A 24,385-nucleotide genomic window follows, 5' to 3' on the forward strand; every position below is an offset into this window, starting at 1 on the left:
TGTCTATACTGGTATTGGTACTACCATGCTGGAGTCACTATGACGGGAATGCCGCAACGTGAAACGGTGCTGATAGCGCCCGACGATAGCCGTAAACAGCTGGGCGCCTTTCTGCGCTCCCGCCGCGAAAGCCTCGACCCGCAGCGTCTCGGTCTGCCGCGAGTCGGGCGGCGGCGCACGCCCGGCCTGCGCCGGGAAGAGGTGGCGATGCTGGCCGATGTCGGCGTGACCTGGTACACCTGGCTGGAACAGGGGCGCGAGGTCAATCCGTCGGAATCGGTGCTGATGGGCGTCGCCAATGCCTTGCAGTGCAGCCCGCTGGAGACGCGCCACCTGTTCGTGCTGGCCGGGCTGACGCCGCCGGAAACGACGCAGGTGAGCGTATGCGAGGGGATAAGTCCTGGGACCCGGCGGATGCTCGATAGCCTGATGCCGCAGCCGGCCAGCATCCAGAAACCCAATTTCGATATCGTGGCGTGGAACGACAGTTTTTGTCGGCTGATGGGCGTCGATTTTGCCGCGCTTCCCGAAGAGAACCGTAATTGTATTTATCTCTATCTCACCCATGACGCCTGGCGCAGCCGTATTGAAAATCGCGATGTGCTGCCGACTTTCGTCTCTTACTTCCGCGCGGCGATGGCCGAACACCGGGGCGACCCGCTGTGGGAAAATAAGCTGGCGCGCTTTTTTGCCGCTTCCGCCGAGTTTGAAGCGCTGTGGCATCAGCGCTATGACGTCCGCGGTGTGGAAAATCAGGTGAAGAATTTCAACCATCCGCAGCTCGGACGCTTTAGTCTGCAGCAGATGTACTGGTATTCCGCCCCGCGTAATGGCTCGCGGCTGCTGGTGTATCTGCCGATGGATGAAAGCGGCGAGCAGGCGCTGGCGTGGCTGGATAACCAGGATTCTCTCTACTGATAGCGACAGGGAACGCAGATGAACGTGACGAGGAAACAACAGCGGGTGATTCAGCGCGCGCTGGACGAATGGCAGGCCGCGGGGGCGTTGAGCCACGCGGAAAGCCAGCGGCTGGCGGCCACCTTACGGGTGAGCGCCTTTGACTGGCAGCGTCTGAGCCGCTACGCCTTCTGGACGGCGCTGGCCTGCCTGCTGATTGCGCTGGGCAGCCTGTTCGCCGATAGCGAACTGATCGCCTGGTTGACGGATCTGTTCAGCGACTCGGCGCTGGCGCGAATTGCGCTACCGGCGGCGGTGGCGCTGGTTTGCTACCTCTGGGGATTTCGCCGTCAGCGGCGGGCCTCGCGCTGGCACTACAGTACCGAGGCGATTCTGTTTGTCGGCGTGGTATTTACCGCGCTGGCGCTGTGGCAACTTGGCGTGCGGCTGGATGACGGCAGCGGCCATATTGCGCCGCTGTTTCTGGCCGGCTGCGCTATCTATGGCGCTATCGGCCTGGCGGCCCGTTCCGGGCTGGTGTGGCTGTTCTTCCTGCTGGCGCTGGGCAACTGGTTCGGCGCACAAACCGGCTATGTGTCGGGGTGGGGGGCCTACTGGCTGGGCATGAATTATCCGGTTCGTTTTGTGCTGTTCGGCGGCGCGCTGCTGGCACTCTGTTTTATGCTGCAAAAGTGGCTGCTTCAGCGCCGGCTGTTTACCGTCAGTAAGGCCATGGGGCTGACGTATCTGTTTATCGCGCTATGGATTCTGTCGATTTTTGGCTATCGGGATCCCGATGCCTGGTACGGCATATCACCGATGCAGCAGCTACCGTGGGCGCTGCTATTCGGCGTCGCGGCGGGCGTCTGTATTTATATCAGTCTGAAAACGGATGACGGGATGCTGCGCGGCTTTGGTCTGACCTTCCTGGCTATCAATCTCTATACGCGTTTCTTCGAGTTTTTCTGGGACGGGATGCACAAGGTGGTGTTCTTCGTGATCCTGGCCGTCTCGCTGGCGGTGATTGGCCGCTATGCCGAAAGAATCTGGCACGCCGGCGAGCGGCGTGCGCGGGAAGATTAAATCTCGGTGATGGTCGTTGCCTGCGGCAGGCGCGACTTCGGCAGCGTGGCGTTGAAATCTTCCACGCTGTGGTGGCCGACCGGTACGATAACAAGACTGGTAAAGCCTTGCGCGGTCAGGCCAAATTCGGCGTCAAGAATCGCGGCGTCGAACCCTTCAACCGGCACGGCGTCCAGTCCCATCGCCGCGACGCCGAGCAGGAAGTTGCCGACGTTGAGGTAAACCTGTTTCGCCATCCAGTGGTTGTCGTCCTGCAGATCCTTACGGTGGATATCGGCAAAGAAAACGCGGCCTTTGTGGTTGGCGGCTTTAGCTTCCGGAGTGGCGAAGCGTCCGTCGACGTCTTCCTGGTCCACCACGCGCTCCAGCCAGGCGTCGTCCATGGCGGTTTTGGCGCAGAACACCACGACATGAGAAGCATCAAGAATTTTACGTTCGTTGAAAACATAGGTGCCGCTGGCGGCTTTCGCCACCCGCGCTTTCCCTTCATCCGTGCTGGCAACGATAAAGTGCCACGGCTGGGAGTTAGTGCTCGACGGGCTGTATTGCAGCAGCGTTTTCAGGTTTTTGGCTTCTTCGGCAGTCAGTTTTTTTGTGGCATCGAAGGCTTTCGTGGAGTGACGCTTTAAGGCGACGGAGACGATATCCATAACTCTTCCTCAGGGTTTATGCTCAAGATAATTCGAGTTTACAGCCCCTTATGGGGCGTTTAGTGGGAGAAGAGTACAGCGAAGACGGGGAAATGATAAGAGACAAAAATGCGATAACACTTATCGTGTTAGCCTGAAAATCCCGCCGGACGTAGCCGCAGCCGATCTTTTTTCGCCAGTTTATTCACCACCTGATTCCAGGAATCATCGATCAGTTCGGCCAGCAGACTCTCGCTGATATCCTCGCCGGGAACGACGGTAATCCAGTGTTTTTTGTTCATGTGATATCCTGGCTCAATACTGCGATAAATCTCCCGATTGAGCAGCGCTTTCTGCGGTTCGGCTTTCAGATTCACCAGCGCGCGACCGCGAAGGGTCATGGTGAGCATAAAAATGCGCCCGCCAACTTTGAACACGTCATACTCCGGGCCGAACGGCCAGCAGTGTTCGGTAAACGGGTAGGCGAGCGCAATCCGGTGGGCGCAGGCGTGCAGCGAAGCGCGGTCCATCAGGCGTCGTTCTCGTGAAGCGCCAGCCACATGGTCTCAAAACCGAGGGCGATCAGTTCGCGGGCGCGCTGCGGATCGTGGCTGGCAAATTCGGTGGTGGTTTCCGCCAGCGCCAGAAACAGGGCGTCGCCAAAGGCGCTGTAGGCGTCGCTCAGAAACACCGGCTTGACCGACAGCTGGCACATTTCGTTGAGCTCGGGGAACATCTCTCTCACCCGGGTTCGGGTTTCATCGGTGATGCGCTCGCTGAGCGCCACCCGGCGAATCGCCTTGTGCTCCATCGGGTGGCGCATACTCCAGTCGATATAGCCGTCCCAGATATTACGGGCGTTCTCTTTCGGTCGTTTTTCGTTTGGCGTCAGCCCGGCAACCATCGCTTTAACTAACCCGGACTTGAGCGAGAGGTACAGCTCGTTGAGTAACTCATCCTTGGTGGCGAAATAGCGGAACAGCGTCCCCTCGGCAACGCCGGCGCTGCGCGCAATGGCCGACGTTGAGGCGGCGACACCCGACTGGGCAAAGGCGACCGTGGCGGCCTCCAGCAACGCTTGTTTTTTATCTTCACTCTTAGGACGAGCCACTACATTTTACCTCACGCGAAATCAAACCCCGATCTAAACATGCCATGTCATGGCGCTGCAACGGTGGATGTTAAAAAAATGAAAATCGTCTTGACGACTTTCATATTCATCCTAATAATGAGTGCGTACTCACTCATAATCAAGTTATATCACCAAACTCTCATCATAGGGAGTTTCATCTGGTCAGGTTATGAACCGTGTCACTTTCAGCGTGGTCGCCATTATGCTATTAGCCTCAGCAACAGCTTTGCCGTTTGTCTTAAATGCCGGGTTTGGCCGGGCGCCGCAGGGCGCGCAGCTCAGTCTGGTGGAACAGTCGCCGCACTATCGCGATGGTCAGTTTCATAATCAGCTCCCCACGCCGGGATTCACCGGGCAGAAAAATATGCTGTCCGCCTGGTGGTCGTTTCTGGTGACTAAACGTGAAAACGCCCGTCCCGCGCAGCCGTTGCCGCTGGTCAATACCGATCTCGCCAGCCTGCCTCTCGGGCAGGATACGATGGTGTGGCTCGGCCACTCCTCCTGGTATTTGCAGCTGGCGGGGAAACGCATCCTGATAGACCCGGTCTTCAGCGACTATGCCGCCCCATTCTCATTTATTAATAAAGCTTTCCCGGGTGACTATCCGTGGCGTGCGGAGGGTATGCCGGAGATAGACCTGCTGATCATTTCGCACGACCACTACGACCATCTGGATTACGCCACCATCAAAGCGCTGATGCCCAAAATTAAGCGCGTGGTGACGCCGCTCGGCGTCGGGTCGCATCTGCGTTTCTGGGGCATGGAGAGCGCCATCATCAGCGAAGCGGACTGGAATCAGGCGCTGCCGGTCAGCGACGAGCTCACCGTGCATGTGCTGCCGGCCCGTCATTTCTCCGGTCGTGGGCTCAAGCGTAATCAGACGCTGTGGGCCAGCTTTATGTTCGTCACCCCGCAGCAGAAAATTTACTACAGCGGCGATAGCGGTTACGGCCCGCACTTCAAGGCCATCGGCGAACAGTTTGGTTCCGTGGATCTGGCGATTATGGAGAACGGTCAGTACGACCAGGACTGGAAATACATTCATATGATGCCTGACGAAACCGCCCTGGCCGCCGACGATCTCCGCGCCCGCGCGGTGTTGCCGGGGCATGCGGGGCGCTTTGTGCTGGCGAAACACAGCTGGGACGATCCCTATAAGCAGCTGGCTGCGGCCAGCCAGCAAAGACCGTGGCGGTTGTTAACGCCGATGCTTGGCGAGCCGGTTTGGGTTGCCGATAAGACGCAATCATTTACTACCTGGTGGCAATAAATACTGCTTCGATTCAAGAGGAGAGGACTTATGACTATTTCCGCTCAGGTGATTGAGACTATCGTCGGGTGGATTGATGATAATTTGCATCAACCGCTGCGTATTGATGATATTGCTCGTCACTCTGGTTATTCGAAATGGCATCTGCAACGACTCTTTTTGCAGTACAAAGGGGAGAGTCTGGGGCGCTATATCCGCGAACGTAAACTGCGGCTGGCGGCGCGCGATCTGCGCGACACCGATCAGCGGGTTTACGATATCTGTCTGAAATACGGCTTTGATTCACAGCAGACCTTTACCCGCATTTTTACCCGCACCTTTCATCAGCCGCCGGGCGCCTACCGTAAAGAGAACCACAATCGCGCTCACTGAAGCGCATCCGCCGGGGGAAACCGGCGGATGCTCTTTCTATGGTTTATAGTCCAGGCCGCCGAGGACGGTGTGCGCCAGTTGAGCGGTCCTCAAGCTGGTTATCAATGGCGAACTCGTCGGTTTGCCGCTCCTCATGCTGAGCGCGGCGCGCTATCCGCTACGTTTCTGGCTCCAGGCGGGCCGCTTTGAGACCTCGGGAGGTGACGGCGGGAATGCGTGACTTTACCGGGTTAGCGCTCAAGGGAAAACCAGCGGCGCCAGACCCAACGCAGCACCACATATTCTATCGCGCCCAGCGCTAAGAACCACAGGCAAAAGAGCAGGGTATAGAGCTGGTTGAGATCCATCAGATGGAAGGTATCGACCAGTTTTTGCGCCAGCGTTAACCCAAGGGACGGCGCTGGCAGCAGTAAACAAGAGAGCAGGGCCAATACTAAAATGCCTGCGGCAGCGATCAGCGTTTCGAGCGGATGTTTCATTACTTGTTAATCATCAGTTAAAAAACATATTGTCCGGTAAAATGACAGGCAACGCAATATACTTTCCTGAGTGATTATTTTACGTCATTATTCGTAGCGCTAATATTATATTTTTATTTCTCCTGTTAATATTTTTCGCGTTGTTTGTAATTAAATTAATTACACCTTAATGTCAATTAACGTCATTATTAAAGAGTATACTTTACAAAAGTATAGGTGCTATATCCCACCGCTGTGGCAATAATAATAGCCAGCAGGATGTACAGCGCCAGGCGGCGTCCGCGGTAGATTCCAAACATAATTGACCTCGTTTAATATATGTTTATTAATATTCTGTAATAGTTGTTTAAGGAATTAACTTATCATGAATTTTAAATTTTGCGAGGGGGTGTAAATTGTCCTGGATCAAATTTTACCTCGCTACATAAAATTATATTCGTTCATTGGCCAGAAATGATTTCAGGCTTTCCGAATGACGGAATTTATAAGGAAAATTTATTTTGACCAGAATGATTCATCCCCATAATACTCCCCCTGCCGGGGACACGGCATCGCAGCCCGCTTACCAGCAGAGCGTTGATCGAGTGTTGGCGCAGAACAAAAGCCGCGCCGAGGGATTACGCTCCGCCGAAGCCGCGGAGCGCCTGGCCTCCTTTGGCCCTAATGCGCTACCGGAAAAGAAAAGCAAGCCGGCCTGGCTGCGTTTCCTCGCCCACTTTAACGATGTGCTGATTTTCGTCCTGCTGGCCGCGGCGGCGCTGACGGCGGTGATGGGGCACTGGGTCGATACCCTGGTTATCCTCGGCGTCACGGTCATTAACGCCCTGATTGGCCACGTGCAGGAGAGCAACGCCGAAAAATCGCTGCAGGGGATCCGCAACATGCTCTCCAGCAACGCGCGGGTACAGCGCAACGGTAAACACGAAACCCTGCCCACCCGCGAGCTGGTGCCGGGGGATATCGTTATTCTGCGGGCGGGCGACCGCGTTCCAGCGGATATGCGTCTTATCGAAACCCACAACCTGCGCGTGGAAGAGGCGATCCTGACCGGCGAATCAACGGTGGTGGATAAAATCACCGATGCGCTGCAAGGCGAGCTGCCGCTGGGCGACCGCACCAATATGGTGTTTTCCGGTACGACCATCAGCGCTGGCGGTGGCGTCGGCGTGGTGACGGCGACCGGGCAGGAGACGGAACTTGGGCACATCAACCAGATGATGGCCGGTATCGAGAAGCATCGCACGCCGCTGCTGGTGCAGATGGATAAGCTGGGGAAAGCGATTTTCGTCATTATCCTCGCCATGATGGTGGCGCTGTTCGTCTTCAGTCTGGCCCTGCGAGATATCCCGATGGGGGAGCTGCTGCTCTCGCTGATTAGCCTGGCCGTTGCGGCGGTCCCGGAAGGGCTGCCGGCGATTATCTCGATCATTCTCTCCCTCGGGGTGCAGGCGATGGCGCGCAAACACGCCATTATTCGCAAGCTCCCTACGGTAGAAACGCTGGGCGCGATGACCGTGGTCTGTTCGGATAAAACCGGTACGCTGACCATGAACGAAATGACGGTCAAAGCGATTATCACTGCCGACTGCTGCTACCGGGTTGAGGGCGACAGCTACGAGCCGCAGGGCAATATCTATCTGGAAGGCAGCGATGAGCCGGTACAGATTCATGCCGGAAGCGTGCTGGAAACGTATCTGCGTACCATTGACCTGTGCAACGACAGCCAGCTGGTGCAGGACGCGCGCGGCCTGTGGGGCATTACCGGCGGGCCGACCGAAGGGGCGTTAAAAGTGCTGGCGGCGAAGGCAAAACTGCCGCCGGTTGAGACGCAGCTGATAGCCAAAATTCCGTTTGATTCACAGTATAAGTACATGGCGACGCAGCAGAAAATCGACAATGTTGAGCGCGTGCTGCTTACCGGCGCGCCGGATGTGATTTTCGCGCTGTGCCGCGAGCAGATGACAAAGCAGGGCACGGTTCCGTTCGAGCGCCAGTACTGGGAGGAGGAGATCTCGCGCTTCGCCAGTCAGGGGCTGCGCATGGTCGCCGCCGCCTGCAAACCGGCGCAGGCCGGCAGCACGACGCTGACCCACGACGATCTGCGTGAAGGCCTGGTGTTCCTCGGCATCGCCGGAATGATGGATCCGCCGCGTCCAGAGGCCATTGAGGCGATTCACGCCTGCCAGACCGCAGGGATCCGCGTGAAAATGATCACCGGCGATCACCCGCAAACGGCAATGAGCATCGGCCAGATGCTGGGGATCACCAACAGCCACCAGGCGATGACCGGCTATCAACTGGAGCACATGGACGATGGCGAACTGGCGAAGGCCGCCGTGGAGTACGACATTTTTGCCCGTACCAGCCCGGAGCATAAGCTGCGCCTGGTCAAAGCGCTACAGGATACCGGCGAAGTCGTCGGCATGACCGGCGATGGCGTGAACGATGCCCCGGCGCTCCGCCAGGCCGACGTCGGTATTGCGATGGGGATCAAGGGCACCGAAGTGACCAAAGAGGCGGCCGACATGGTGCTGACGGACGACAACTTCGCCACCATTGCCAGCTCGGTGAAAGAGGGGCGTCGCGTCTACGACAATCTGAAGAAAACGATTCTGTTTATTATGCCCACCAACCTGGCGCAGGGGCTGCTGATTATTATCGCCCTGCTGGCGGGGAACATTATTCCGCTGACGCCGGTGTTGATTCTGTGGATGAACATGGCGACCTCCGCCACGCTCTCTTTCGGTCTCGCTTTCGAAGCCGCGGAGCGCAACGTGATGAACCGTCCGCCGCGGAAAACCGGCCAGCACGTCATGGATGGCTTCGCCATCTGGCGCGTCGCCTTCGTCGGCACCATGATTGCCGTCGTCGCCTTTATTCTTGAGGCCTGGCTGGCGCCGCGCGGCCATAGCGCCGAGTTTATCCGCACCGTGCTGTTGCAGATGCTGGTGACCGCGCAGTGGGTGTACATGATTAACTGCCGTCGCAGCGAGGGCTTCTCATTAAATACCGGCCTGCTGCGCAACAAAGGCATCTGGCTGGTCAGCGGCGTGCTGCTGCTCCTGCAGCTGGCGATTATCTACCTGCCGTTTATGCAGACCATGTTTGGCACCGAGTCGCTGCCGCTACGCTACTGGTTTATCACCCTGGCGATTGCCATCGTGATGTTCCTGGTGGTGGAAGTCGAGAAGCGGCTGACCCGTCCGTTCCGTAAAACCGCCTGATCCGCCCGTCGTCCCTCTCCGTTCAGGGGAGGGACGCTGCGCCGCCATCCGGGAGGTTTCCCGCAGGTGTCCGGAAATATTCCCCGGTGGCGCTGCGCTGACCGGGGCTACGGGGGCGTGCGGTCGGGTAGCCCGGATAAGGCGCTCGCGCCGCCATCCGGGTGGTTTCCCGCTGGTGCCCGGAAATATTCCCCGGTGGCGCTGCGCTGACCGGGGCTACGGGGACGACTTGCTCTCCACCGCGATCATGGTCACGAACGGGTGATACTGCCACGGCACGCTGCCGCCTTTCCGGTACATCTTTGAAATGGTGCCGTCGAGATAGAGCATCTGCCGTACGTTGAGCTTTGACTGCGCGTAGCAGGCGAAATCGTAGAAGTTGGTTTCGCGATCGCTGAGCATAAAAATCACCTGGCCCTGCCGGGTGATACCGACGCCGTTGCGCAGCTTACGTGAGCTGGCGGATGGCTTCAGGCGCCAGTTTATTGTGCCGTTTTCAATCAGCATCGGGCCGGACTGCACCGCGTAGGCGATCGTCGACGATGGCTTAAATTTATCGATGCTGACGATCCCCGCCTTCTGCCCCTGCAGATAAAACACCCCGCCGGGACGGATAAAAAAGTTGCCGCCGCCGGAAGCGCGGTTAAGCGGAGCCTCCTGCACGCCCTTGTCGATATACAGCCCCAGCGGCGCGTAGTTCTTCGCGTAAATCCCGCCGTTCATCGCCATCTGCACGCGCCCGTCCCGATCGATATCCGCCAGCAGCGCACGCAGCGAACCGAAGGCCTCGCCATCCGCGTTTTTCCAGTACATCGCGATGCGCTCGCGCTGTGGATTGACGGTATAGCTTTGTAGCGTCAGCGACGGGTCGGTGAGAGTGCATTTCCCGCTGGCCTGCGCGGCGAGGGGAAGCAGCAGCGCTGGCAGCAGCGGCAGGAGGCGCAAAGTCATGAGAACGTTCCAGGTATGCCGCAGGAAGACGCGGGGCGGCGAAATCAATATTGGCCGCAGTATACCTTTTTGCCGGGCTATGACGCCCAGATTTCGCAGTGTTTTTGTACCAGGCCGATCAGCGAGCCGCCGCCGGCGACAAACTCACGCATCTGCCGGGCTTCGCTCTTCTCCTGCCGCAGCTGGCGCCCGATCGCCTCAAGGGCGCTGGCGGCATTGAGCGTATCGGCGTAGGACATGAGGCGAGGGATCAGCTGTAAAATCTCCTCGCCAAGCTGGCGTTGCTCGCCGCTGTGAACATCGGTATTGATGCCCTCCAGTCCGTAGCGACAGGCCTGGTAGCGGTTAAAAGGGTACAGCAGGTAGTCATCGGGATGGTGTTTAAACGGCCTCTCCGCCAGCAGCCAGCAGGCGAGGGTCTGGATGAATCCGGCGATATTGATCGCCTGCGCGACAGTGAGCGGGGTATCCATCACCCGCACTTCGACGGTGCCAAAACGCGGGCTGGGGCGAATATCCCAGTGCAGATCCTTCATACTGTCGATCATGCCGGTATAGCTGAGGCGCCGGAACAGGCGGGTAAACTCCTGCCAGCTATTGACCCACGGCATGGGCCCGTTGTCAGGATAAGCGGCGAACAAATTGAGGCGCGAACAGGCAAAACCGCTGTCGGCGCCGTCGAGCCACGGGGAGGCCGCATTCAGCGCAATGCAATGCGGGACGAAGCGCGACAGACCATGCAAAAGATAAAGCGCATCATCGCCGTTCTGGCAACCAACATGGACGTGTTGACCGAATATCGTCGACTGCTGCGCCAGGTAGCCGAAGTGCTCCACGGTTTTCAGATAGCGCGGATTATCGCTGATTTGCTGGCGCTGCCAGGTCTGGAAAGGATGGGTGCCGCCGCCGCAGATGTGCAGATGGTGCCGGGCGGCAGCGCGTAAAACCGCCTGCTGGATGGCGCCCAGCTGCATCGCCGCCTGGTGGATATCACGACAGACCCCGGTGGCGATTTCCAGCATGCTTTCGGTGATGTCATGTTTCGCCTCGCCGACGCTGAGGCCGCTCTTCACGTCATCGATAAGCAGCGAGGAGTCCTGGCTCAGGTCGTATCCTGGCGGATTGACCACCTGCAGCTCCAGTTCAATCCCCAGGCTGAAGGGGTCGGAGCGGTGAAAGTCGGGTAGTGGCATGGTGACTCCCTGGTTAGCGCGATAAACGAAGTATAGATGGGATCGACCCGGGCTGATAATTGCGCGGAAATGATGAATTTATTTAATAAAAAGTGACGCTACGTTATTATTACCGGGCTTTGCAGTGGGGCGATAAATTGCCTGGTGCAATTCTGCAACTTATTTCACTCTGGTGGTGCGTAAAGATAAGGGTTGTTTATTTTTTCAATTTAAATCATTTAGATATAATAGGTTGCTCTTATTTTATAAGCGCTTTCACACTTATTTTTCGCACGGATAAACTGGTATGCATCTTGCCTGTTAAATAACGACTTTATTTAACAGGGACAATGTGATGCTAAATAACACCGTACTTTTGCGCAAACGTCATCTCGCCGTCGCGGTGAGCGGCGCGCTGGCGCTCTTTGCCTCCCTGCAGGCCAGTGCTTCCACGCTGCGGATCGCCATGACCGCCGCCGATATCCCCCTGACGCTGGGGCAGCCCGATCAGGGGTATGAAGGCAACCGCTTCACCGGTATCCCGCTGTACGATGCGCTGGTCGAGTGGGATCTTTCACAGGGCGAAAAGCCCAGCGGCCTGGTTCCGGGCCTGGCGACGGAGTGGCACGTTGACCCGCAGAATCAAAATCGCTGGATTTTTACCCTCCGTCCCGGAGTGAAGTTTCATGATGGCAGCGAGATGAACGCCGACGCTATCGTCTGGAACGTCGATAAGGTGCTGAACAAAGCCGCGCCGCAGTATGCGCCGGGGCAGATTGGCAATACGCTGTCGCGTATGCCGACGCTGAGCGGCGCGGAAAAAATCGATCAATATACGGTCGCGCTCACCACCTCCGAGCCGGATGCGCTGCTGCCGTACAACATCACCAACCTGTTTATTGTCTCGCCGACGGCGTGGCAGAAACAGTATGACGCGGTCCCGGCCAGCATCGGCGATGCGGCGGCCCGCAGCAAGCAGGCGTGGACGGCGTTCGCCGCGCAGGCGGTGGGCAGCGGTCCGTTTAAAATGGAAAAACTGGTTCCGCGCCAGCAGCTGATTCTCGATAAAAACCCGGATTACTGGAATAAAGCTCGCATTCCACGCGTCGATAAAGTGGTGCTGATCCCGCTGCCGGAGGCCAATGCCCGTACCGCCGCGCTGCTGTCAAAACAGGTGGACTGGATTGAAGCCCCGGCGCCGGATTCGGTCGATCAGATTAAGGCCCAGGGTTTTAAAATCTACGCCAACACCCAGCCGCACCTGTGGCCGTGGCAGTTCTCCTTTGCCGAAGGCTCGCCGTGGAAAGATATCCGCGTGCGCAAAGCCGCCAACCTGTGCCTTAACCGCGCCGAACTCAAAAGCTATCTCGGCGGCTACATGACCGAAGCGACCGGCGTCTATGAAGCCGACAGTCCGTGGCACGGCAAACCCACTTTCCAGATCAAATACGACCCGGACAGCGCCCGCAAGCTGATGACCGAGGCCGGATTTAGCGCCGCGAAACCGCTGCATGTCACGGTGGCGACTTCCGCTTCCGGCTCCGGGCAGATGCAGCCGCTGCCGATGAATGAATACATCCAGCAAAGCCTGAAAAGCTGCTTCTTCAATGTCGATATCAAAGTGACGGAATGGAACACCCTGTTTACCAACTGGCGTCTGGGGGCGAAAGATCCGTCGGCGAAGGGGGTAGATGCGATCAACGTCAGCGCGGCGGTCAACGATCCTTATTTCGGCCTGATCCGCTTCTCGACCGCCAAAGCTTTCCCGCCGGTCGCCACCAACTGGGGCTACTTCACAACGCCGGAGACGGAAAGGCTGGCGATGGCGGTGAAGCACGCTTTTACCCCGGCAGAGATGGATAAAGCGGCTGGGGAACTGCATGCGGCGCTGGTCGATCAGGTGCCGTTCCTGTTTGTCGCCCATGATGTCGGGCCACGGGCCATCTCGCCTGCGGTGACCGGCGTGGTGCAGCCGCAGAGCTGGTTTATCGATCTCAGTCTGGTGAGCAAAAAAGAGTAACCGCACAGGGGGCACAGATGATCAATACGCTGCTATATCGCATTCTGCTGGCCATCCCGACGATGCTCGGAGTGGCGCTGATCTGTTTTATGCTGGTACAGATTGCCCCGGGCGATCCGCTGGTCTCGGTAATGCCGCCGGACGCCTCCGAAGCGCTGCGCCAGACATTAATGCAGGCCTATGGCTTTGATAAACCGCTGCCTTTGCAGTTCGTGCACTGGCTATGGCGGGCGCTGCATGGCGATTTAGGCATGTCGGTGGCGACCGGGCGGCCGGTGCTTGGCGAAGTGCTGACGGCGGTCAGCTATTCGCTGCGACTGGCGTTGCTGGCAACCCTTATCGGCTTTGTGCTGGGTAGCCTGTTTGGTTTTGTCGCCGGTTACTTTCGCAACAGCATCGTTGATCGCCTGGCGTCGCTGCTGTCGGTTTTCGGCGTCAGCGTGCCGCATTACTGGCTGGGCATGCTGCTGGTCATCGTCTTCAGCGTCAAATTTTCCCTGCTGCCGGCCACCGGCGGCGGACCGATTGGCGAGATTGGCTGGCAGTGGGACCGGGAGCATCTGCAGTTCATGCTGCTGCCGGCGATTACGCTGTCGGTGATCCCGACCGGGATTATCGCCCGCACCGTGCGTTCGCAGGTGGCGGACATTCTCAGCCAGGAGTTTATCGTCGGCCTGCGCGCCCGCGGGCTGAACGAATCGCGCATCTTCCTCCACGTGGTGAAAAACGCCGCGCCAACCGCGCTGGCGGTGATGGGGCTGCAGGTGGGGTATTTGATGGGCGGCTCGATTCTCGTTGAAACGGTCTTCTCCTGGCCGGGGACCGGCCTGTTGCTGAACACGGCGATTTTCCAACGCGACCTGCCGCTATTGCAGGGGACTATCTGGGTGCTGGCGCTGTTCTTTGTGCTGCTCAATCTGCTGGTGGATATCCTGCAAACCACCCTCGACCCGCGAATTAAGAGGAGCTGACTATGGTGGATACCGCGACGAAAATAGCGCCGGTTTCTCCGGTTGTGGCTGCCAGGCAGGGCTACTGGCGCGGCGTGTTTCGCCGCCTGCTTCGCGATCCCGGCGGCCTGATCGTCGGCGCCATCATTTTGCTGTTGCTGGCGCTGGCGCTGTTTGGCCCGTGGCTGATAGTGAAAGACCCTTATCAGACCTCGATGTTTTTACGCCTTAAACCTATCGGCAGCGACGGCTTTGTGCTGGGTTCTGATGAACTGGGGCGCGATATGCTGTCGCGCCTGATCCTCGGCGCCCGACTGTCGCTGTTTATGGGCATTGTGCCGGTGGTGTTGGCCTTTTTCATCGGCGGCGCCATCGGCATTATCGCCGGCTATGCGGGCGGTAAAACCAATACCCTGATTATGCGCACCGTCGATGTATTTTACGCTTTCCCTTCGGTGCTGCTGGCGATTGCGCTCTCCGGCGCGCTGGGGGCGGGGATTGGCAACGCGCTGCTGTCGCTGACGCTGGTGTTCGTGCCGCAGGTGGCGCGGATTGCGGAAAGCGTCACCGCCCAGGTCCGCCATATGGACTATATCGAGGCCGCCCGCGCTACCGGGGCCAGCGCCTTTACCATTATCCGCGTCCAGGTCCTCGGCAACGTGCTGGGGCCGATTTTCGTCTTCTCCACCGGCCTGATTTCGGTGTGCATGATCCTCGCCTCCGGCCTCTCGTTTCTTGGCCTGGGCGTGCGCCCGCCGGAGCCGGAATGGGGGTTGATGCTCAATACCCTGCGCACGGCCATCTACACCCAGCCGTGGGTGGCGGCCCTGCCCGGACTGATGATTTTTATCACCTCCATTTCGTTCAATATCCTCGCCGACCGCCTGCGCACGGCAATGGCGATTAAGGAGTAACGATGCAACCTTTTATCAATATCGACCTTGGCGGCCCGGCTCAGCCGCTGCTGAAGGTCAATAATCTGTTGAAGTATTTTCGTGCCGGTGGCGCAAAAAGCCGTGAAGTGGTGCAGGCGGTGGATAACGTCAGCTTTACGGTGATGAAAGGTGAAACGCTGGGCGTGGTGGGGGAGTCCGGCTGCGGCAAATCGACGACGGCGCGCCTGTTGATGCAGTTGCTGAATCAAGACAGCGGCGAGCTGATCTTTGACGGCCTGGCGGTGGGGTCAACGCGCCTGCCGATGAAAGAGTATCGCCGTCAGGTACAGATGGTGTTTCAGGATAGCTATGCTTCGCTCAATCCGCGTATGACGATGGAGGAGAGTATCGCCTTCGGCCAGCGTGTACACGGAGTGAGCGCCAGAGAAGCCAGCGAATATGCCCGCTATCTGCTGGCCCATGTTGGCCTCGAACCCGAGCGTTTTGCCCACCGCTATCCGCATGCGCTCTCCGGCGGCCAGCGCCAGCGCGTCAACATTGCCCGCGCTCTGGCGATGAAGCCGCGGTTGGTTATCCTCGATGAGGCGGTGTCGGCGCTGGATAAGTCGGTAGAGGCGCAGGTACTGCAGCTGTTGCAGGAGCTAAAGCGCACCCTCGAACTGACCTATGTGTTTATCAGCCACGACCTGCACGTGGTGCGCTGGCTGTCGGATCGCATTCTGGTGATGTACCTTGGCGAGGTGGTGGAGATTGGGCCCGCGGAACAGCTGTTTACCGCCTCCGCTCATCCTTATACCCGCGCATTGCTCAGCTCGATGCCGTCAATGGACCCGCAAAACCGCACCCTGACCTCGCCGCTGAACGGCGATCCGCCGAGCCCAATATCACCGCCTTCGGGCTGTCGGTTTCACACCCGCTGCCCGCACGCCAGAGCGGTGTGCGCCGAGGTGAAACCAGCGCTCGAAAGCGTCGGCGAGGGGCATCAAAGCGCCTGCCTGATGGCCCAGCCATCGTCGCCCTGGCATCAGAACATCGCCATTCAGGAGGTCAGCCATGTCGCATGAGGCTTTTGTTCATATCCGCGATCTGCGGGTGGAGTTTCGCCGCGATGGTCAGACGGTGAATGCGGTTAACGGCGTCTCTTTTGATGTCCATAAAGGGGAAGTGATGGCGCTGATCGGGGAGTCGGGATCCGGTAAAAGCGTCACCCTGCGGGCGCTGATGCGCCTGCATCCGCCCACAAGCAGCATGCTCTCGGGGACGCTGCGCGTCGGCGATGAGGAGGTGCTGAAGATGAGCGCTTCCCGGCTGCGGGCCTATCGCGGCGCGCGTTGCGCGATGATTTTTCAGGAGCCGCTGCTGGCCTTTGATCCGGTGTATACCGTCGGCCAGCAGATCGTCGAAGGGCTGCGTCGTCATGAAGGGCTGTCGCGTCAGGCGGCGCGGGAACGGGCTCTGGAGGCGCTGCGCCAGGTGCGGATCCCCAGTCCGGAACGGCGGCTGGACGCCTACCCGCACGAAATGTCCGGCGGTATGCGCCAGCGGGCGATGATTGCTCTGGCGCTGTCGTGCAACCCGCAGCTGCTGCTGGCGGATGAACCGACCACCGCACTGGACGCCACGGTGCAGATCCAGATTCTGATCCTGCTGCGCGAGCAGCAAAAGCAGCGCGAACTGGCGATTATCTTTGTGACTCATGATATTGGCGCCGCGGTGGAGATAGCCGACCGGGTGGCGGTGATGTACGCCGGGCGGATCGTTGAAGAAGCCTCGATGACCGACATTTTGTCCCGTCCTCGCCATCCCTATACCCAGGTGCTGCTGGGGAGCCGCCCGAAAGACGGGTTGAAAAAAGGCGACGCGCTGCACTGCATCCCCGGTTCGCCGCCGGATCTTTCCCGCTTGCCGCCGGGCTGCGCGTTTGCCGAGCGTTGTCCGCATGCGAGACCCGTTTGTCGGCAAACTCAACCCGTGACCGAACAGGTTGACCCGCGTCATGTGGTGAGCTGTCATCGCTGGCGAGAGCTGACCCCGGCCGTTGAAAAACCGGCGCGCTATGCCTGAACGGTCGGCCTGAATAAAGGAGGTGATACCTGTGCAGGATGATAATCACGCATTTATGCCTTACCCGCCGCAGCCGGTCCCCCACGCCCTGAGCGGGCCGCTCAGCGGGATGACCTTTGCCGTCAAAGATCTGTTTGATGTTGCGGGCTATCCCACCGGCGGCGGCAACCCGCATGTACTAGCGCTCTCCGGCATTAAACGCCGTACCGCCCCGGTGGTGCAGATTCTGCTGGATAACGGCGCCCGTTTTATCGGTAAAACCCACACCAGCGAGCTGGCCTACTCGATGAGCGGCCACAATGTGCATTACGGCACGCCGCGCAACGGCGCCGCGCCGAACCATATTCCCGGCGGCTCGTCATCCGGGTCGGCGTCGGCGGTGTCGAACGGCGTGTGCGATTTTGCGCTGGGCACCGATACCGGCGGTTCGGTACGCACCCCGGCAAGCTACTGCGGCTTGTTTGGCCTGCGCCCCACGCACGGGCGTATTTCGCTCGACGGCTGCCAGCCGCTGTGCGCCACGATGGACACCTGCGGTTTCTTCGCCCAAACGCCGGAGGTCTTTCGGGCGGTCGCTGATTGCCTGCTGGACGCGAAGCCTCCGGCGATTGCCGGTGCGGCGCTGGCATGCCATGAGGCCCTCTTTTCCCGCCTGCCGTTGCGTAGCCAGCAGGCACTGTTACCCGTCAGGCAGCGGCTTGCGCGCGCATTTGGCGCCATCGCGCCGCTGAACGCGCCGCTGCCGGATATCGACGAGATTTATCTCGCCTTTCGGCAGATTCAGGGATTCGAGGCCTGGCAGGCGCAGGGGGAGACGATAGAACGCTATGGCCTGCAGCTGGGGCCGGATGTGCGCGAACGCTTCTTATGGGGAAAAGCAGTGACCCCGGCACAGTACGAGGCCGCCTGCCAGCGGCGGGAGCACTTTACCCGCTGGTGGGATGCGCGGTTGGGCGACGCGATACTGGTTCTGCCCACCGTGCCCGATGGTGCGCCGCTGCTGACGGCGCAGGCCGAGGAGATTGAGACCATCCGGCGTCTTTCTCACGATTTATTGTTGATTTCGGTGATGACCCGGCGTCCGCAGGTGACGCTGCCTGTCGCTCAGGCCGGTGGTCTGCCGCTGGGCATCTCTTTTTTAGGGCCACGCGGCAGCGATCGTCTGCTGGTGGAGCTGGCCGTTGCATTCGCGCAAGGAGACAAAGATGAGCAGTGAGGTCCTTTTTACCCCGGTTGCAGAGATGACGGGGTGGCGTATTAACGGTGAGCGGTTATGGGATTCCTTGATGGCGCTGGCGGAAATCGGCGCGACGCCGAAGGGCGGCTGCTGTCGCCTGACGCTCACCGATCTCGACCGACAGGGACGGGATTTAGTCATCGGCTGGGCGCAAGAGGCGGGGATGAGCGTCACCGTTGATCAAATCGGTAACGTGTTTATGCGCCGGGAAGGGCGCAATCCGCTGCTGCCGCCGATTGTCTCCGGCAGCCATATTGATACTCAGCCTACCGGCGGGAAATTTGACGGCAACTACGGGGTGCTGGCGGCGCTGGAGGTGGTGCGTACGCTCAACGACCTCGATATTGAAACCGCAGCGCCGATTGAAGTGGTGTTCTGGACCAATGAAGAAGGTTCGCGTTTTGTGCCGGTGATGATGGGGTCCGGCGTCTTTGCCGGGGTATTCCCGCTGGAAACAATCTATGCCGCGCAGGATGCGCAGGGAAAAACGGTGGGCGAGGAGCTGGCGCGTATCGGCTATATCGGCAACCAGACGCCCGGCGATCATCCGATCGGCGCCTACTTTGAAGCCCATATCGAGCAGGGGCCGATTCTTGAAGATGAGGAGAAAATCATCGGCGTGGTGCAGGGCGTATTAGGTATCCGCTGGTACGATTGCGTGGTGACGGGGCAGGCGTCTCATGCCGGGCCAACGCCGATGCGTCTGCGTCAGGATGCCTTGCAGGTAGCGACGCGAATTATGCAGGAGGTGGTGGCGATTGCCGGGCGTAGCAAAGAGGGGCGCGGCACCGTCGGGATGGTGCAGGTCTATCCCAACAGCCGCAACGTGGTGCCGGGCGAGGTGAGGTTCTCTATTGATATGCGCAATCTCAGCGACGCGGCGGTCGATGAGATGGACCGCCAGCTGCGGGATTTTATCGCTCAGGTACAGCAGGAGAGCGGCCTGGCGGTGGCGTTGCAGGAGGTCAGCCATTACCCGGCGGCGCCGTTCCATGCGGATTGCCAGCAGGCCATTGCCGATGCGGCGGCGCGACTGGGCTATCCGGCGCGGGAGATAGTCTCCGGCGCCGGGCATGATGCAGTGTATATGAGCTATCTGGCGCCGACGGGGATGATTTTTATTCCCTGCAAAGACGGGATTAGCCATAACGAAATCGAGTACGCCTCTCCCGGGCATGTCGCTGCCGGTGCAAACGTGCTGCTGCAGGTGATGCTGCAATACGCGCAGGTGGCGTAACCGGGAGCCGGGCTACCCGCCCGCACGCCCTGTAGCCCCGGTAAGCGCAGCGCCACCGGGGGATTTCCCCGGATGGCGGCGTGAGCGCCTTATCCGTATATGGACACCTCCCGTTATGCAAGCCATCTCTGCATTCTGTGTAACGGGGTAAGTTGCGTTCGTATATCCGGCCTCTCTTACGATACCGTCGTATCCGGGCCATGATGTTATCTGCGCATCTGTTTCCATTCGGGCTAGCGGCTTTGTTTACCAGGGAGCCTTCGGACAAGTCGGAATGACAGATGCCGGTCTTACCTGTTACTCATCACGCTTTGCTGACCGCATACTCACGGCTGGTTACTGCTCTTTTACTGCATGGACAACAGGACACCGGTTAACCGGCACCCTGTTGTCCATGGTACTCTTTTTCACCGCTCAGTATCGCCCACGCTATTCGCGCATTCTTGTTCGCCAGCGCCACTGTCGCGATATTCCGGTTTCGCCTTTCCGACAACGCCTGCAGCCACTGACTGCGTCTGTCGGTTTTATTCTGACACGCATTCAGCACCGCTCGCGCACCGTGGATTATCAGTGTCCGCAGGTAGCTGTCTCCCCGCTTGCTGATATGTCCCAGCCGCTCTTTCCCGCCGCTGGAATGCTGCCGGGGAACCAGCCCCAGATACGCCGCCATCTCCCGGCCACTTTTGAACTGTCTGCCATCCCCAACCGCCGCCACCAGCGCGCTGGCCACCACCGGACCTATGCCTTCTATTGTCAGCAGCCTTTTTATCCGGATATCATCCCGCGCCGACTGCTCAAGCCGCCTGTCATGCCGGGCGACCCGCTCATCCAGTATCTGCAACTCTTCCGCCAACTCTCCCAGCAGGCGGATAAAGCGGTCATCCCACTGTTCCTGTTGCGACAGTATCTCCGGCAACGCCTTACGCAGTTGTCTTATCCCCACAGGCAGGACCAGACCGAACTCACCCAGCAGGCCCCGCATCTCATTGCTCAGGGCTGTCCGGGCACGGATCAGCCTGGCCCGGACGCGGTGCTCTGCCTGCAGCGTCTGCTGCCTTTCCGTTTTGACAGCCACGAAGCGCATTCCCGGGCGGCTGATAGCCTCACAGATAGCTTCCGCATCGTTGGCGTCATTTTTCTGGCCTTTGAGATAAGGCTTAACCCGCTGCGGAGGGATAATGCGCACGGTATGTCCCATCCGGGTCAGCTCGCGGGCCCAGTAGTGGGCGGCAGCGCAGGCTTCAATACCGATAAGGCACGGGGAGAGCTGAAAGAAAAAGGCCATCATGCGGTCACGGCGCAGGGTTTTACGCAGGACAGCCTGTTCATGGTGATCCACGGCATGTATCTGGAAGATATTTTTAGCCAGGTCGAGACCAATACGTTTAATATTCATAATGGACACCTCCTCCGGGACTCTGAAGTTAACACCTCAGTCTGGCACTCTGATGCCGTAAGGTGGGAGGTGTCCATCACATCGGGCTACGGGATGCAGGATGCGCGGGTGGGCGATGACAGACTGCGTTTATCCCAGTTGCGCCAGCTGGCGGCACAGCACTTCGACGCCGGGCGCAATCGCATCAGGATTGATGGCGTGAAAGCCCATGCGGAAAAAATTTTCCGGCGGGTTGGCGTTGAGGAAATGCCGCGCGCCGGGTTCAATCAGCACCCCTGCATGGGCGGCGCGCCAGGTCAGTTGCTGGGTATTGATTTGCTCCGGCGTGGCCAGCCAGAAGGCGTTGGCATGCTCGCTGCCGGGGATGATCCGGCATTCCGGCAGATGTTGCTGCAAAGCGTTGTTGAGGCGGTCCCAGCGCTGGGCGGAGTCGTAGTGGTAGCGCCGGAGATGGGTTTCATAGTGCCCCTGGGCGAGAAAATGGGCCATCTGATACTGAATATTGGTGGGAGGATGGCGGTAAATCAGCCGCCGCAGTGCGCGGGCTTCATCAATCAGATCCGGGTCGGCCACCATAAATCCCAGCCGCAGGCCGGGAGACAGCGCCTTCGACAGGCTGCTGACGTAAATCACCCGCCCGCTGCGGTCGCTGGCTTTCAATGCCGGTAGCGGGTTGAGCATGAAATTACTTTCCGAGTCGTAATCATCTTCAATAATCACCGCATCGTGGCGGGCCGCATGTTCCAGCAACTGACCTCGCCGCGCCTGGCTCATCGCCACCCCTGTCGGCACCTGATGGCCTGGAGTGACGTAGTAGTAATCGCAGGGGGCATCGTCGAGCACGATCCCTTCTTCGTCCACCGGGTGCGGCACGATATCGGCGTCCGCCAGCAGGAAGGTATTAATCGCCTCGCGGAAGCAGGGGTTCTCGACGCCGACCCGGGTCTTTGGCGACATCAGCAGGCGGGTGAGCAGGTACAGCGCGTTCTGCGAGCCGAGCGTAATCAGGATCTCATCCGCGGCGGCGACGATGCCGCGCTTGGGTAGCACCCGGGTGCGAATCTGCTCAATCAGCATTGGCACGTCCTGGTCGATATGATCGACGACCCAGGCCGGATCGCGTACACCGCCGTGTAGCCAGTTGGCCGCCGAACGCCAGGTGGTCAGCGGGAACTGGCGGGTATCCGGCTGGCCATAGATAAACGGGTAGCGGTAGTTCATCCAGCCAGCGGGTTTAAGAATCGACTCCTGCTGGCTGGGGGTGATTTGCAGCCGCGCGCCCCAGCGTGGTGCAGCGCGATCGTCATCCGGTGCACCCTGTACGGCAACTGTCCCGGCGGAATGTTGATAGTCGGGATGCAGATAGTACCCGCTGCGCGGGCGGCTGATGAGATACCCTTCGCTGACCAGACTCTCAAAAACCAGCGCCGTGGTATTGCGCGACACCCGCAGCTGGCTGGCCAGCTGACGACAGGAGGGCAGCGGCGTGTCGGCAGAAAAAATACCGCTCAGAATGGCGTTCACCAGCGTCTCCCGCACTTGTTCCTGTAAACCGCGACGTTGGTCGAACTCGACGTGCAAAAGGTGACGGATCATGCGGGGCTCCTCAGGTGAATACACTGTTTACCTTGCAGCAAATTCCATACCACCCTGAAAAAGACTGACACACAGACGCAGCGCAACTGGCTCTATCCGGAAAACAAAAACGCTCCCTACAGTAAAAACGCATTCATCAGTCGCGGACCGGAACTTCCGTCGGCACAAATTTTGCAAAACCTTTTCATGTTCGGGAATGAACACGTCTGGCGAATTAATTAGGGGTGGATTGATGAAAAAATCGTTGGCTTCAATGTGTCTGGGCGCCGTTATGGCAATGGCTTTCTCTTATCACGCAGCGGCAGCAGATCTCCCGGAAATTGAAAAATCCGGCACCCTGAAAGTCGCGACCGAAGATGATTACGCGCCGTTTAACTTTATGAGTAACGGCCAGGCCGATGGCTTTAACAAAGATATGCTGGAGGAGCTACGCAAGTATGCGAAATTCCACGTCGACCAGAGCATCCTGCCGTGGACCGGCCTGTTAGCGGCGGTCTCCACCGGTCAGTACGATATGGCGTTAACCGGCGCGGTGATTACCGACGACCGGCTTAAGGTGTTTGATTTCACGCCGCCGTGGGCCTCGGCGCAGCACTATTTTGTCAAGCGCGCCGGCGATAACTCGCTTAATACCATCGCCGATTTGAGCGGCAAAAAAGTGGGCCTGCAGGCGGGCAGCGCGCTGTTGGCGCGACTGCCTGAGCTGAAAGCGATGCTGGAAAAAACCGGCGGTAAACTCGGGCCGGTGGTGGAGTATCCCTCCTACCCGGAAGCCTACGCCGACCTTGCCAATAAGCGCCTCGATTACGTGATTAACGTGGTGATTTCGGTTAACGACCTGGCGAAAGCCAAACCGAAGGTCTTTGCCAAAGGGCTGGCGGTGTCCGGACCGGGCTACATGGCGTGGCCGATTCCGAAAAACTCGCCGCAGCTTTTGGCCTACATGACCAAATTTATCAACCATATGCGTGAAACCGGCAAGCTTGCCGAGCTGCAGAAAAAATGGTTTGGCGAAACCTACGATAACCTCCCGACAGAAGCGATTACCAGTCCGGAACAGTTCCACAAACTGGCTGGTTTGTAACATTTTGCGGCGGGTCACCGCCGCGTTTTAAATCCACAGGAGGGCCATATGGATGCAATTTCCTGGCAGTTATTGATTGAAGGCGCATGGACGACCCTCTGGATTTCGGCCATCGCCATTGTCTTTGGGGTGGTGATTGGCCTGCTGATCGCCCTGGTGCGGATGTTGCGTATCCCGATTGTTGATCAGCTGCTGGTGGTCTATATCAGCCTGGCGCGCGCCACGCCGCTGGTGACGCTGGTGCTGTTTCTGTTTCTCTCGCTGCCCACGGTGGGGATTAATCTTGATAAAAACGTCGCGGCAATCGTAGCGCTGACCCTCAATACCTCGGCTTTTAACGCTGAAATCTGGCGCAATGCGTTCCGCACCTTCCCGCGCGAGCAGCGCGAGGCGGCAGAATCCGTGGGGATGCGCCGCTGGACCTATTTTCGCTACATCATGCTGCCGCAAATGTGGATCGAAAGCCTGCCGGCGCTGGTGAACGAAATGTCTTTCCTGATTAAAGGCAGCCCGGCGATTGCGGTGATCGGCGTGGTCGATTTGACCCGCGTCACCAACCGTATCTCATCCGTCACCTATGAACCCCTGTCGCCGATTCTCGCGGCGGGTCTGCTTTACGTCGTGATAATCGGCATGCTGCTGAAGCTACAGGGACTGGCGGAGCGTAAAGCAAAACGCCTGGCACGATAACAACAG

The 24,385-nt window shown here is 59.0% G+C and carries 22 protein-coding genes; 14 read left to right on the forward strand and 8 right to left on the reverse strand.

Translation table 11 applies throughout. The features are described 5' to 3' along the window. The first annotated feature begins 39 nt into the window (after positions 1-39). Both FNY10_RS01645 and FNY10_RS01650 read left to right on the forward strand, forming a co-directional pair. On the forward strand, positions 40-918 hold the full coding sequence (locus FNY10_RS01645; protein ID WP_100686153.1) for a helix-turn-helix transcriptional regulator: 879 nt from the start codon (positions 40-42) through the stop codon (positions 916-918). Positions 919-936: 18 nt separating this feature from the next. Then, complete coding sequence (locus FNY10_RS01650) at positions 937-1,980, forward strand: DUF2157 domain-containing protein (protein ID WP_131047591.1); 1,044 nt, start codon at positions 937-939, stop codon at positions 1,978-1,980. On the opposite strand, the gene nfsB is transcribed toward FNY10_RS01650, so the two are convergent. From nfsB to FNY10_RS01665, 3 genes are all read right to left on the reverse strand, one after another. Further along, entirely contained in the window at positions 1,977-2,630 is a 654-nt protein-coding gene (gene nfsB, locus FNY10_RS01655; RefSeq protein WP_100686155.1) for an oxygen-insensitive NAD(P)H nitroreductase, read from the reverse strand. The genes FNY10_RS01650 and nfsB overlap by 4 nt on opposite strands. Before the next feature lie 128 nt (positions 2,631-2,758). Next, positions 2,759-3,139 (reverse strand): MmcQ/YjbR family DNA-binding protein, encoded by a 381-nt coding sequence (locus FNY10_RS01660; RefSeq protein WP_141965144.1) that lies wholly within the window; start codon positions 3,137-3,139, stop codon positions 2,759-2,761. Next, positions 3,139-3,720 carry a TetR/AcrR family transcriptional regulator gene (locus FNY10_RS01665; RefSeq protein WP_131047594.1) on the reverse strand — a complete coding sequence of 194 codons (582 nt, stop codon included), beginning with the start codon at positions 3,718-3,720 and terminating at the stop codon, positions 3,139-3,141. The genes FNY10_RS01660 and FNY10_RS01665 overlap by 1 nt, the downstream gene beginning before the upstream one ends. A gap of 190 nt (positions 3,721-3,910) precedes the next feature. Here FNY10_RS01665 and FNY10_RS01670 point away from each other — a divergent pair, with 190 nt between their 5' ends. Then, positions 3,911-5,011 (forward strand): MBL fold metallo-hydrolase, encoded by a 1,101-nt coding sequence (locus FNY10_RS01670; RefSeq protein ID WP_131047595.1) that lies wholly within the window; start codon positions 3,911-3,913, stop codon positions 5,009-5,011. Positions 5,012-5,041: 30 nt separating this feature from the next. Continuing rightward, on the forward strand, positions 5,042-5,383 hold the full coding sequence (locus FNY10_RS01675) for a RamA family antibiotic efflux transcriptional regulator (RefSeq protein WP_004859189.1): 342 nt from the start codon (positions 5,042-5,044) through the stop codon (positions 5,381-5,383). Positions 5,384-5,613: 230 nt separating this feature from the next. On the opposite strand, the gene FNY10_RS01680 is transcribed toward FNY10_RS01675, so the two are convergent. Next, complete coding sequence (locus FNY10_RS01680) at positions 5,614-5,862, reverse strand: DUF1158 domain-containing protein (RefSeq protein WP_100686160.1); 249 nt, start codon at positions 5,860-5,862, stop codon at positions 5,614-5,616. Positions 5,863-6,371: 509 nt separating this feature from the next. On the opposite strand from FNY10_RS01680, the gene FNY10_RS01685 reads away from it, so the two are divergent. Next, positions 6,372-9,086 (forward strand): cation-transporting P-type ATPase, encoded by a 2,715-nt coding sequence (locus tag FNY10_RS01685; RefSeq protein WP_131047746.1) that lies wholly within the window; start codon positions 6,372-6,374, stop codon positions 9,084-9,086. A gap of 216 nt (positions 9,087-9,302) precedes the next feature. On the opposite strand, the gene FNY10_RS01690 is transcribed toward FNY10_RS01685, so the two are convergent. Then, complete coding sequence (locus FNY10_RS01690) at positions 9,303-10,031, reverse strand: phosphodiester glycosidase family protein (protein WP_407081265.1); 729 nt, start codon at positions 10,029-10,031, stop codon at positions 9,303-9,305. Between the two features lie 83 nt (positions 10,032-10,114). Then, on the reverse strand, positions 10,115-11,230 hold the full coding sequence (locus FNY10_RS01695; RefSeq protein WP_141965141.1) for a YbdK family carboxylate-amine ligase: 1,116 nt from the start codon (positions 11,228-11,230) through the stop codon (positions 10,115-10,117). A gap of 334 nt (positions 11,231-11,564) precedes the next feature. Between FNY10_RS01695 and FNY10_RS01700 the strand changes: the two genes are divergently transcribed. From FNY10_RS01700 to FNY10_RS01730, 7 genes are read left to right on the forward strand one after another with little or no spacing between them, the layout of a single operon-like run. Continuing rightward, the gene (locus FNY10_RS01700) at positions 11,565-13,229 is read left to right on the forward strand and encodes an ABC transporter substrate-binding protein (protein WP_141965140.1); all 1,665 of its coding nucleotides are present in this window, start codon (positions 11,565-11,567) and stop codon (positions 13,227-13,229) included. 17 nt (positions 13,230-13,246) lie between these two features. After that, positions 13,247-14,200: an ABC transporter permease gene (locus FNY10_RS01705; RefSeq protein WP_131047598.1), complete on the forward strand. Its 954-nt coding sequence runs from the start codon at positions 13,247-13,249 to the stop codon at positions 14,198-14,200. 2 nt (positions 14,201-14,202) lie between these two features. Further along, positions 14,203-15,093 (forward strand): ABC transporter permease, encoded by an 891-nt coding sequence (locus FNY10_RS01710; protein ID WP_131047599.1) that lies wholly within the window; start codon positions 14,203-14,205, stop codon positions 15,091-15,093. Between the two features lie 2 nt (positions 15,094-15,095). Continuing rightward, on the forward strand, positions 15,096-16,139 hold the full coding sequence (locus FNY10_RS01715; RefSeq protein ID WP_141965139.1) for an ABC transporter ATP-binding protein: 1,044 nt from the start codon (positions 15,096-15,098) through the stop codon (positions 16,137-16,139). Then, positions 16,129-17,139 (forward strand): ABC transporter ATP-binding protein, encoded by a 1,011-nt coding sequence (locus FNY10_RS01720; protein ID WP_160702073.1) that lies wholly within the window; start codon positions 16,129-16,131, stop codon positions 17,137-17,139. Before FNY10_RS01715 ends, FNY10_RS01720 begins: the two co-directional genes overlap by 11 nt. A 31-nt stretch (positions 17,140-17,170) precedes the next feature. After that, entirely contained in the window at positions 17,171-18,355 is a 1,185-nt protein-coding gene (locus FNY10_RS01725) for an amidase (protein WP_160702071.1), read from the forward strand. Beyond that, complete coding sequence (locus tag FNY10_RS01730) at positions 18,345-19,613, forward strand: Zn-dependent hydrolase (RefSeq protein ID WP_160702069.1); 1,269 nt, start codon at positions 18,345-18,347, stop codon at positions 19,611-19,613. The genes FNY10_RS01725 and FNY10_RS01730 overlap by 11 nt, the downstream gene beginning before the upstream one ends. A gap of 373 nt (positions 19,614-19,986) precedes the next feature. Here FNY10_RS01730 and FNY10_RS01735 read toward each other — a convergent pair whose 3' ends face one another. Then, positions 19,987-21,009, reverse strand: a complete 1,023-nt coding sequence (locus FNY10_RS01735; RefSeq protein ID WP_160702067.1) for an IS110 family transposase — start codon at positions 21,007-21,009, stop codon at positions 19,987-19,989. A 129-nt stretch (positions 21,010-21,138) separates the two neighbouring features. After that, on the reverse strand, positions 21,139-22,605 hold the full coding sequence (locus tag FNY10_RS01740; protein ID WP_141965135.1) for a PLP-dependent aminotransferase family protein: 1,467 nt from the start codon (positions 22,603-22,605) through the stop codon (positions 21,139-21,141). Between the two features lie 232 nt (positions 22,606-22,837). Between FNY10_RS01740 and FNY10_RS01745 the strand changes: the two genes are divergently transcribed. Together FNY10_RS01745 and FNY10_RS01750 are read left to right on the forward strand one after the other, a co-directional pair. Then, entirely contained in the window at positions 22,838-23,689 is an 852-nt protein-coding gene (locus FNY10_RS01745) for a transporter substrate-binding domain-containing protein (RefSeq protein WP_131047605.1), read from the forward strand. A gap of 48 nt (positions 23,690-23,737) precedes the next feature. Next, positions 23,738-24,379, forward strand: coding sequence for an amino acid ABC transporter permease (locus tag FNY10_RS01750; RefSeq protein WP_100686196.1), 642 nt, complete (start codon positions 23,738-23,740; stop codon positions 24,377-24,379). The last annotated feature ends 6 nt before the right edge of the window (positions 24,380-24,385 follow it).

Source organism: Klebsiella sp. Lac1 (genome assembly GCF_009825425.1).
Taxonomy (GTDB): domain Bacteria; phylum Pseudomonadota; class Gammaproteobacteria; order Enterobacterales; family Enterobacteriaceae; genus Klebsiella; species Klebsiella electrica.

Excerpts from the sequence above, each read along its gene's own strand:
- FNY10_RS01645 (WP_100686153.1), top strand. The coding sequence starts at position 40 with ATGACGGGAATGCCGCAACGTGAAACGGTGCTGATAGCGCCCGACGAT.
- FNY10_RS01650 (WP_131047591.1), top strand. The coding sequence starts at position 937 with ATGAACGTGACGAGGAAACAACAGCGGGTGATTCAGCGCGCGCTGGAC.
- nfsB (WP_100686155.1), bottom strand. The coding sequence starts at position 2,630 with ATGGATATCGTCTCCGTCGCCTTAAAGCGTCACTCCACGAAAGCCTTC.
- FNY10_RS01660 (WP_141965144.1), bottom strand. The coding sequence starts at position 3,139 with ATGGACCGCGCTTCGCTGCACGCCTGCGCCCACCGGATTGCGCTCGCC.
- FNY10_RS01670 (WP_131047595.1), top strand. The coding sequence starts at position 3,911 with ATGAACCGTGTCACTTTCAGCGTGGTCGCCATTATGCTATTAGCCTCA.
- FNY10_RS01675 (WP_004859189.1), top strand. The coding sequence starts at position 5,042 with ATGACTATTTCCGCTCAGGTGATTGAGACTATCGTCGGGTGGATTGAT.
- FNY10_RS01680 (WP_100686160.1), bottom strand. The coding sequence starts at position 5,862 with ATGAAACATCCGCTCGAAACGCTGATCGCTGCCGCAGGCATTTTAGTA.
- FNY10_RS01685 (WP_131047746.1), top strand. The coding sequence starts at position 6,372 with ATGATTCATCCCCATAATACTCCCCCTGCCGGGGACACGGCATCGCAG.
- FNY10_RS01695 (WP_141965141.1), bottom strand. The coding sequence starts at position 11,230 with ATGCCACTACCCGACTTTCACCGCTCCGACCCCTTCAGCCTGGGGATT.
- FNY10_RS01700 (WP_141965140.1), top strand. The coding sequence starts at position 11,565 with ATGCTAAATAACACCGTACTTTTGCGCAAACGTCATCTCGCCGTCGCG.
- FNY10_RS01705 (WP_131047598.1), top strand. The coding sequence starts at position 13,247 with ATGATCAATACGCTGCTATATCGCATTCTGCTGGCCATCCCGACGATG.
- FNY10_RS01710 (WP_131047599.1), top strand. The coding sequence starts at position 14,203 with ATGGTGGATACCGCGACGAAAATAGCGCCGGTTTCTCCGGTTGTGGCT.
- FNY10_RS01715 (WP_141965139.1), top strand. The coding sequence starts at position 15,096 with ATGCAACCTTTTATCAATATCGACCTTGGCGGCCCGGCTCAGCCGCTG.
- FNY10_RS01720 (WP_160702073.1), top strand. The coding sequence starts at position 16,129 with ATGTCGCATGAGGCTTTTGTTCATATCCGCGATCTGCGGGTGGAGTTT.
- FNY10_RS01730 (WP_160702069.1), top strand. The coding sequence starts at position 18,345 with ATGAGCAGTGAGGTCCTTTTTACCCCGGTTGCAGAGATGACGGGGTGG.
- FNY10_RS01735 (WP_160702067.1), bottom strand. The coding sequence starts at position 21,009 with ATGAATATTAAACGTATTGGTCTCGACCTGGCTAAAAATATCTTCCAG.
- FNY10_RS01740 (WP_141965135.1), bottom strand. The coding sequence starts at position 22,605 with ATGATCCGTCACCTTTTGCACGTCGAGTTCGACCAACGTCGCGGTTTA.
- FNY10_RS01745 (WP_131047605.1), top strand. The coding sequence starts at position 22,838 with ATGAAAAAATCGTTGGCTTCAATGTGTCTGGGCGCCGTTATGGCAATG.
- FNY10_RS01750 (WP_100686196.1), top strand. The coding sequence starts at position 23,738 with ATGGATGCAATTTCCTGGCAGTTATTGATTGAAGGCGCATGGACGACC.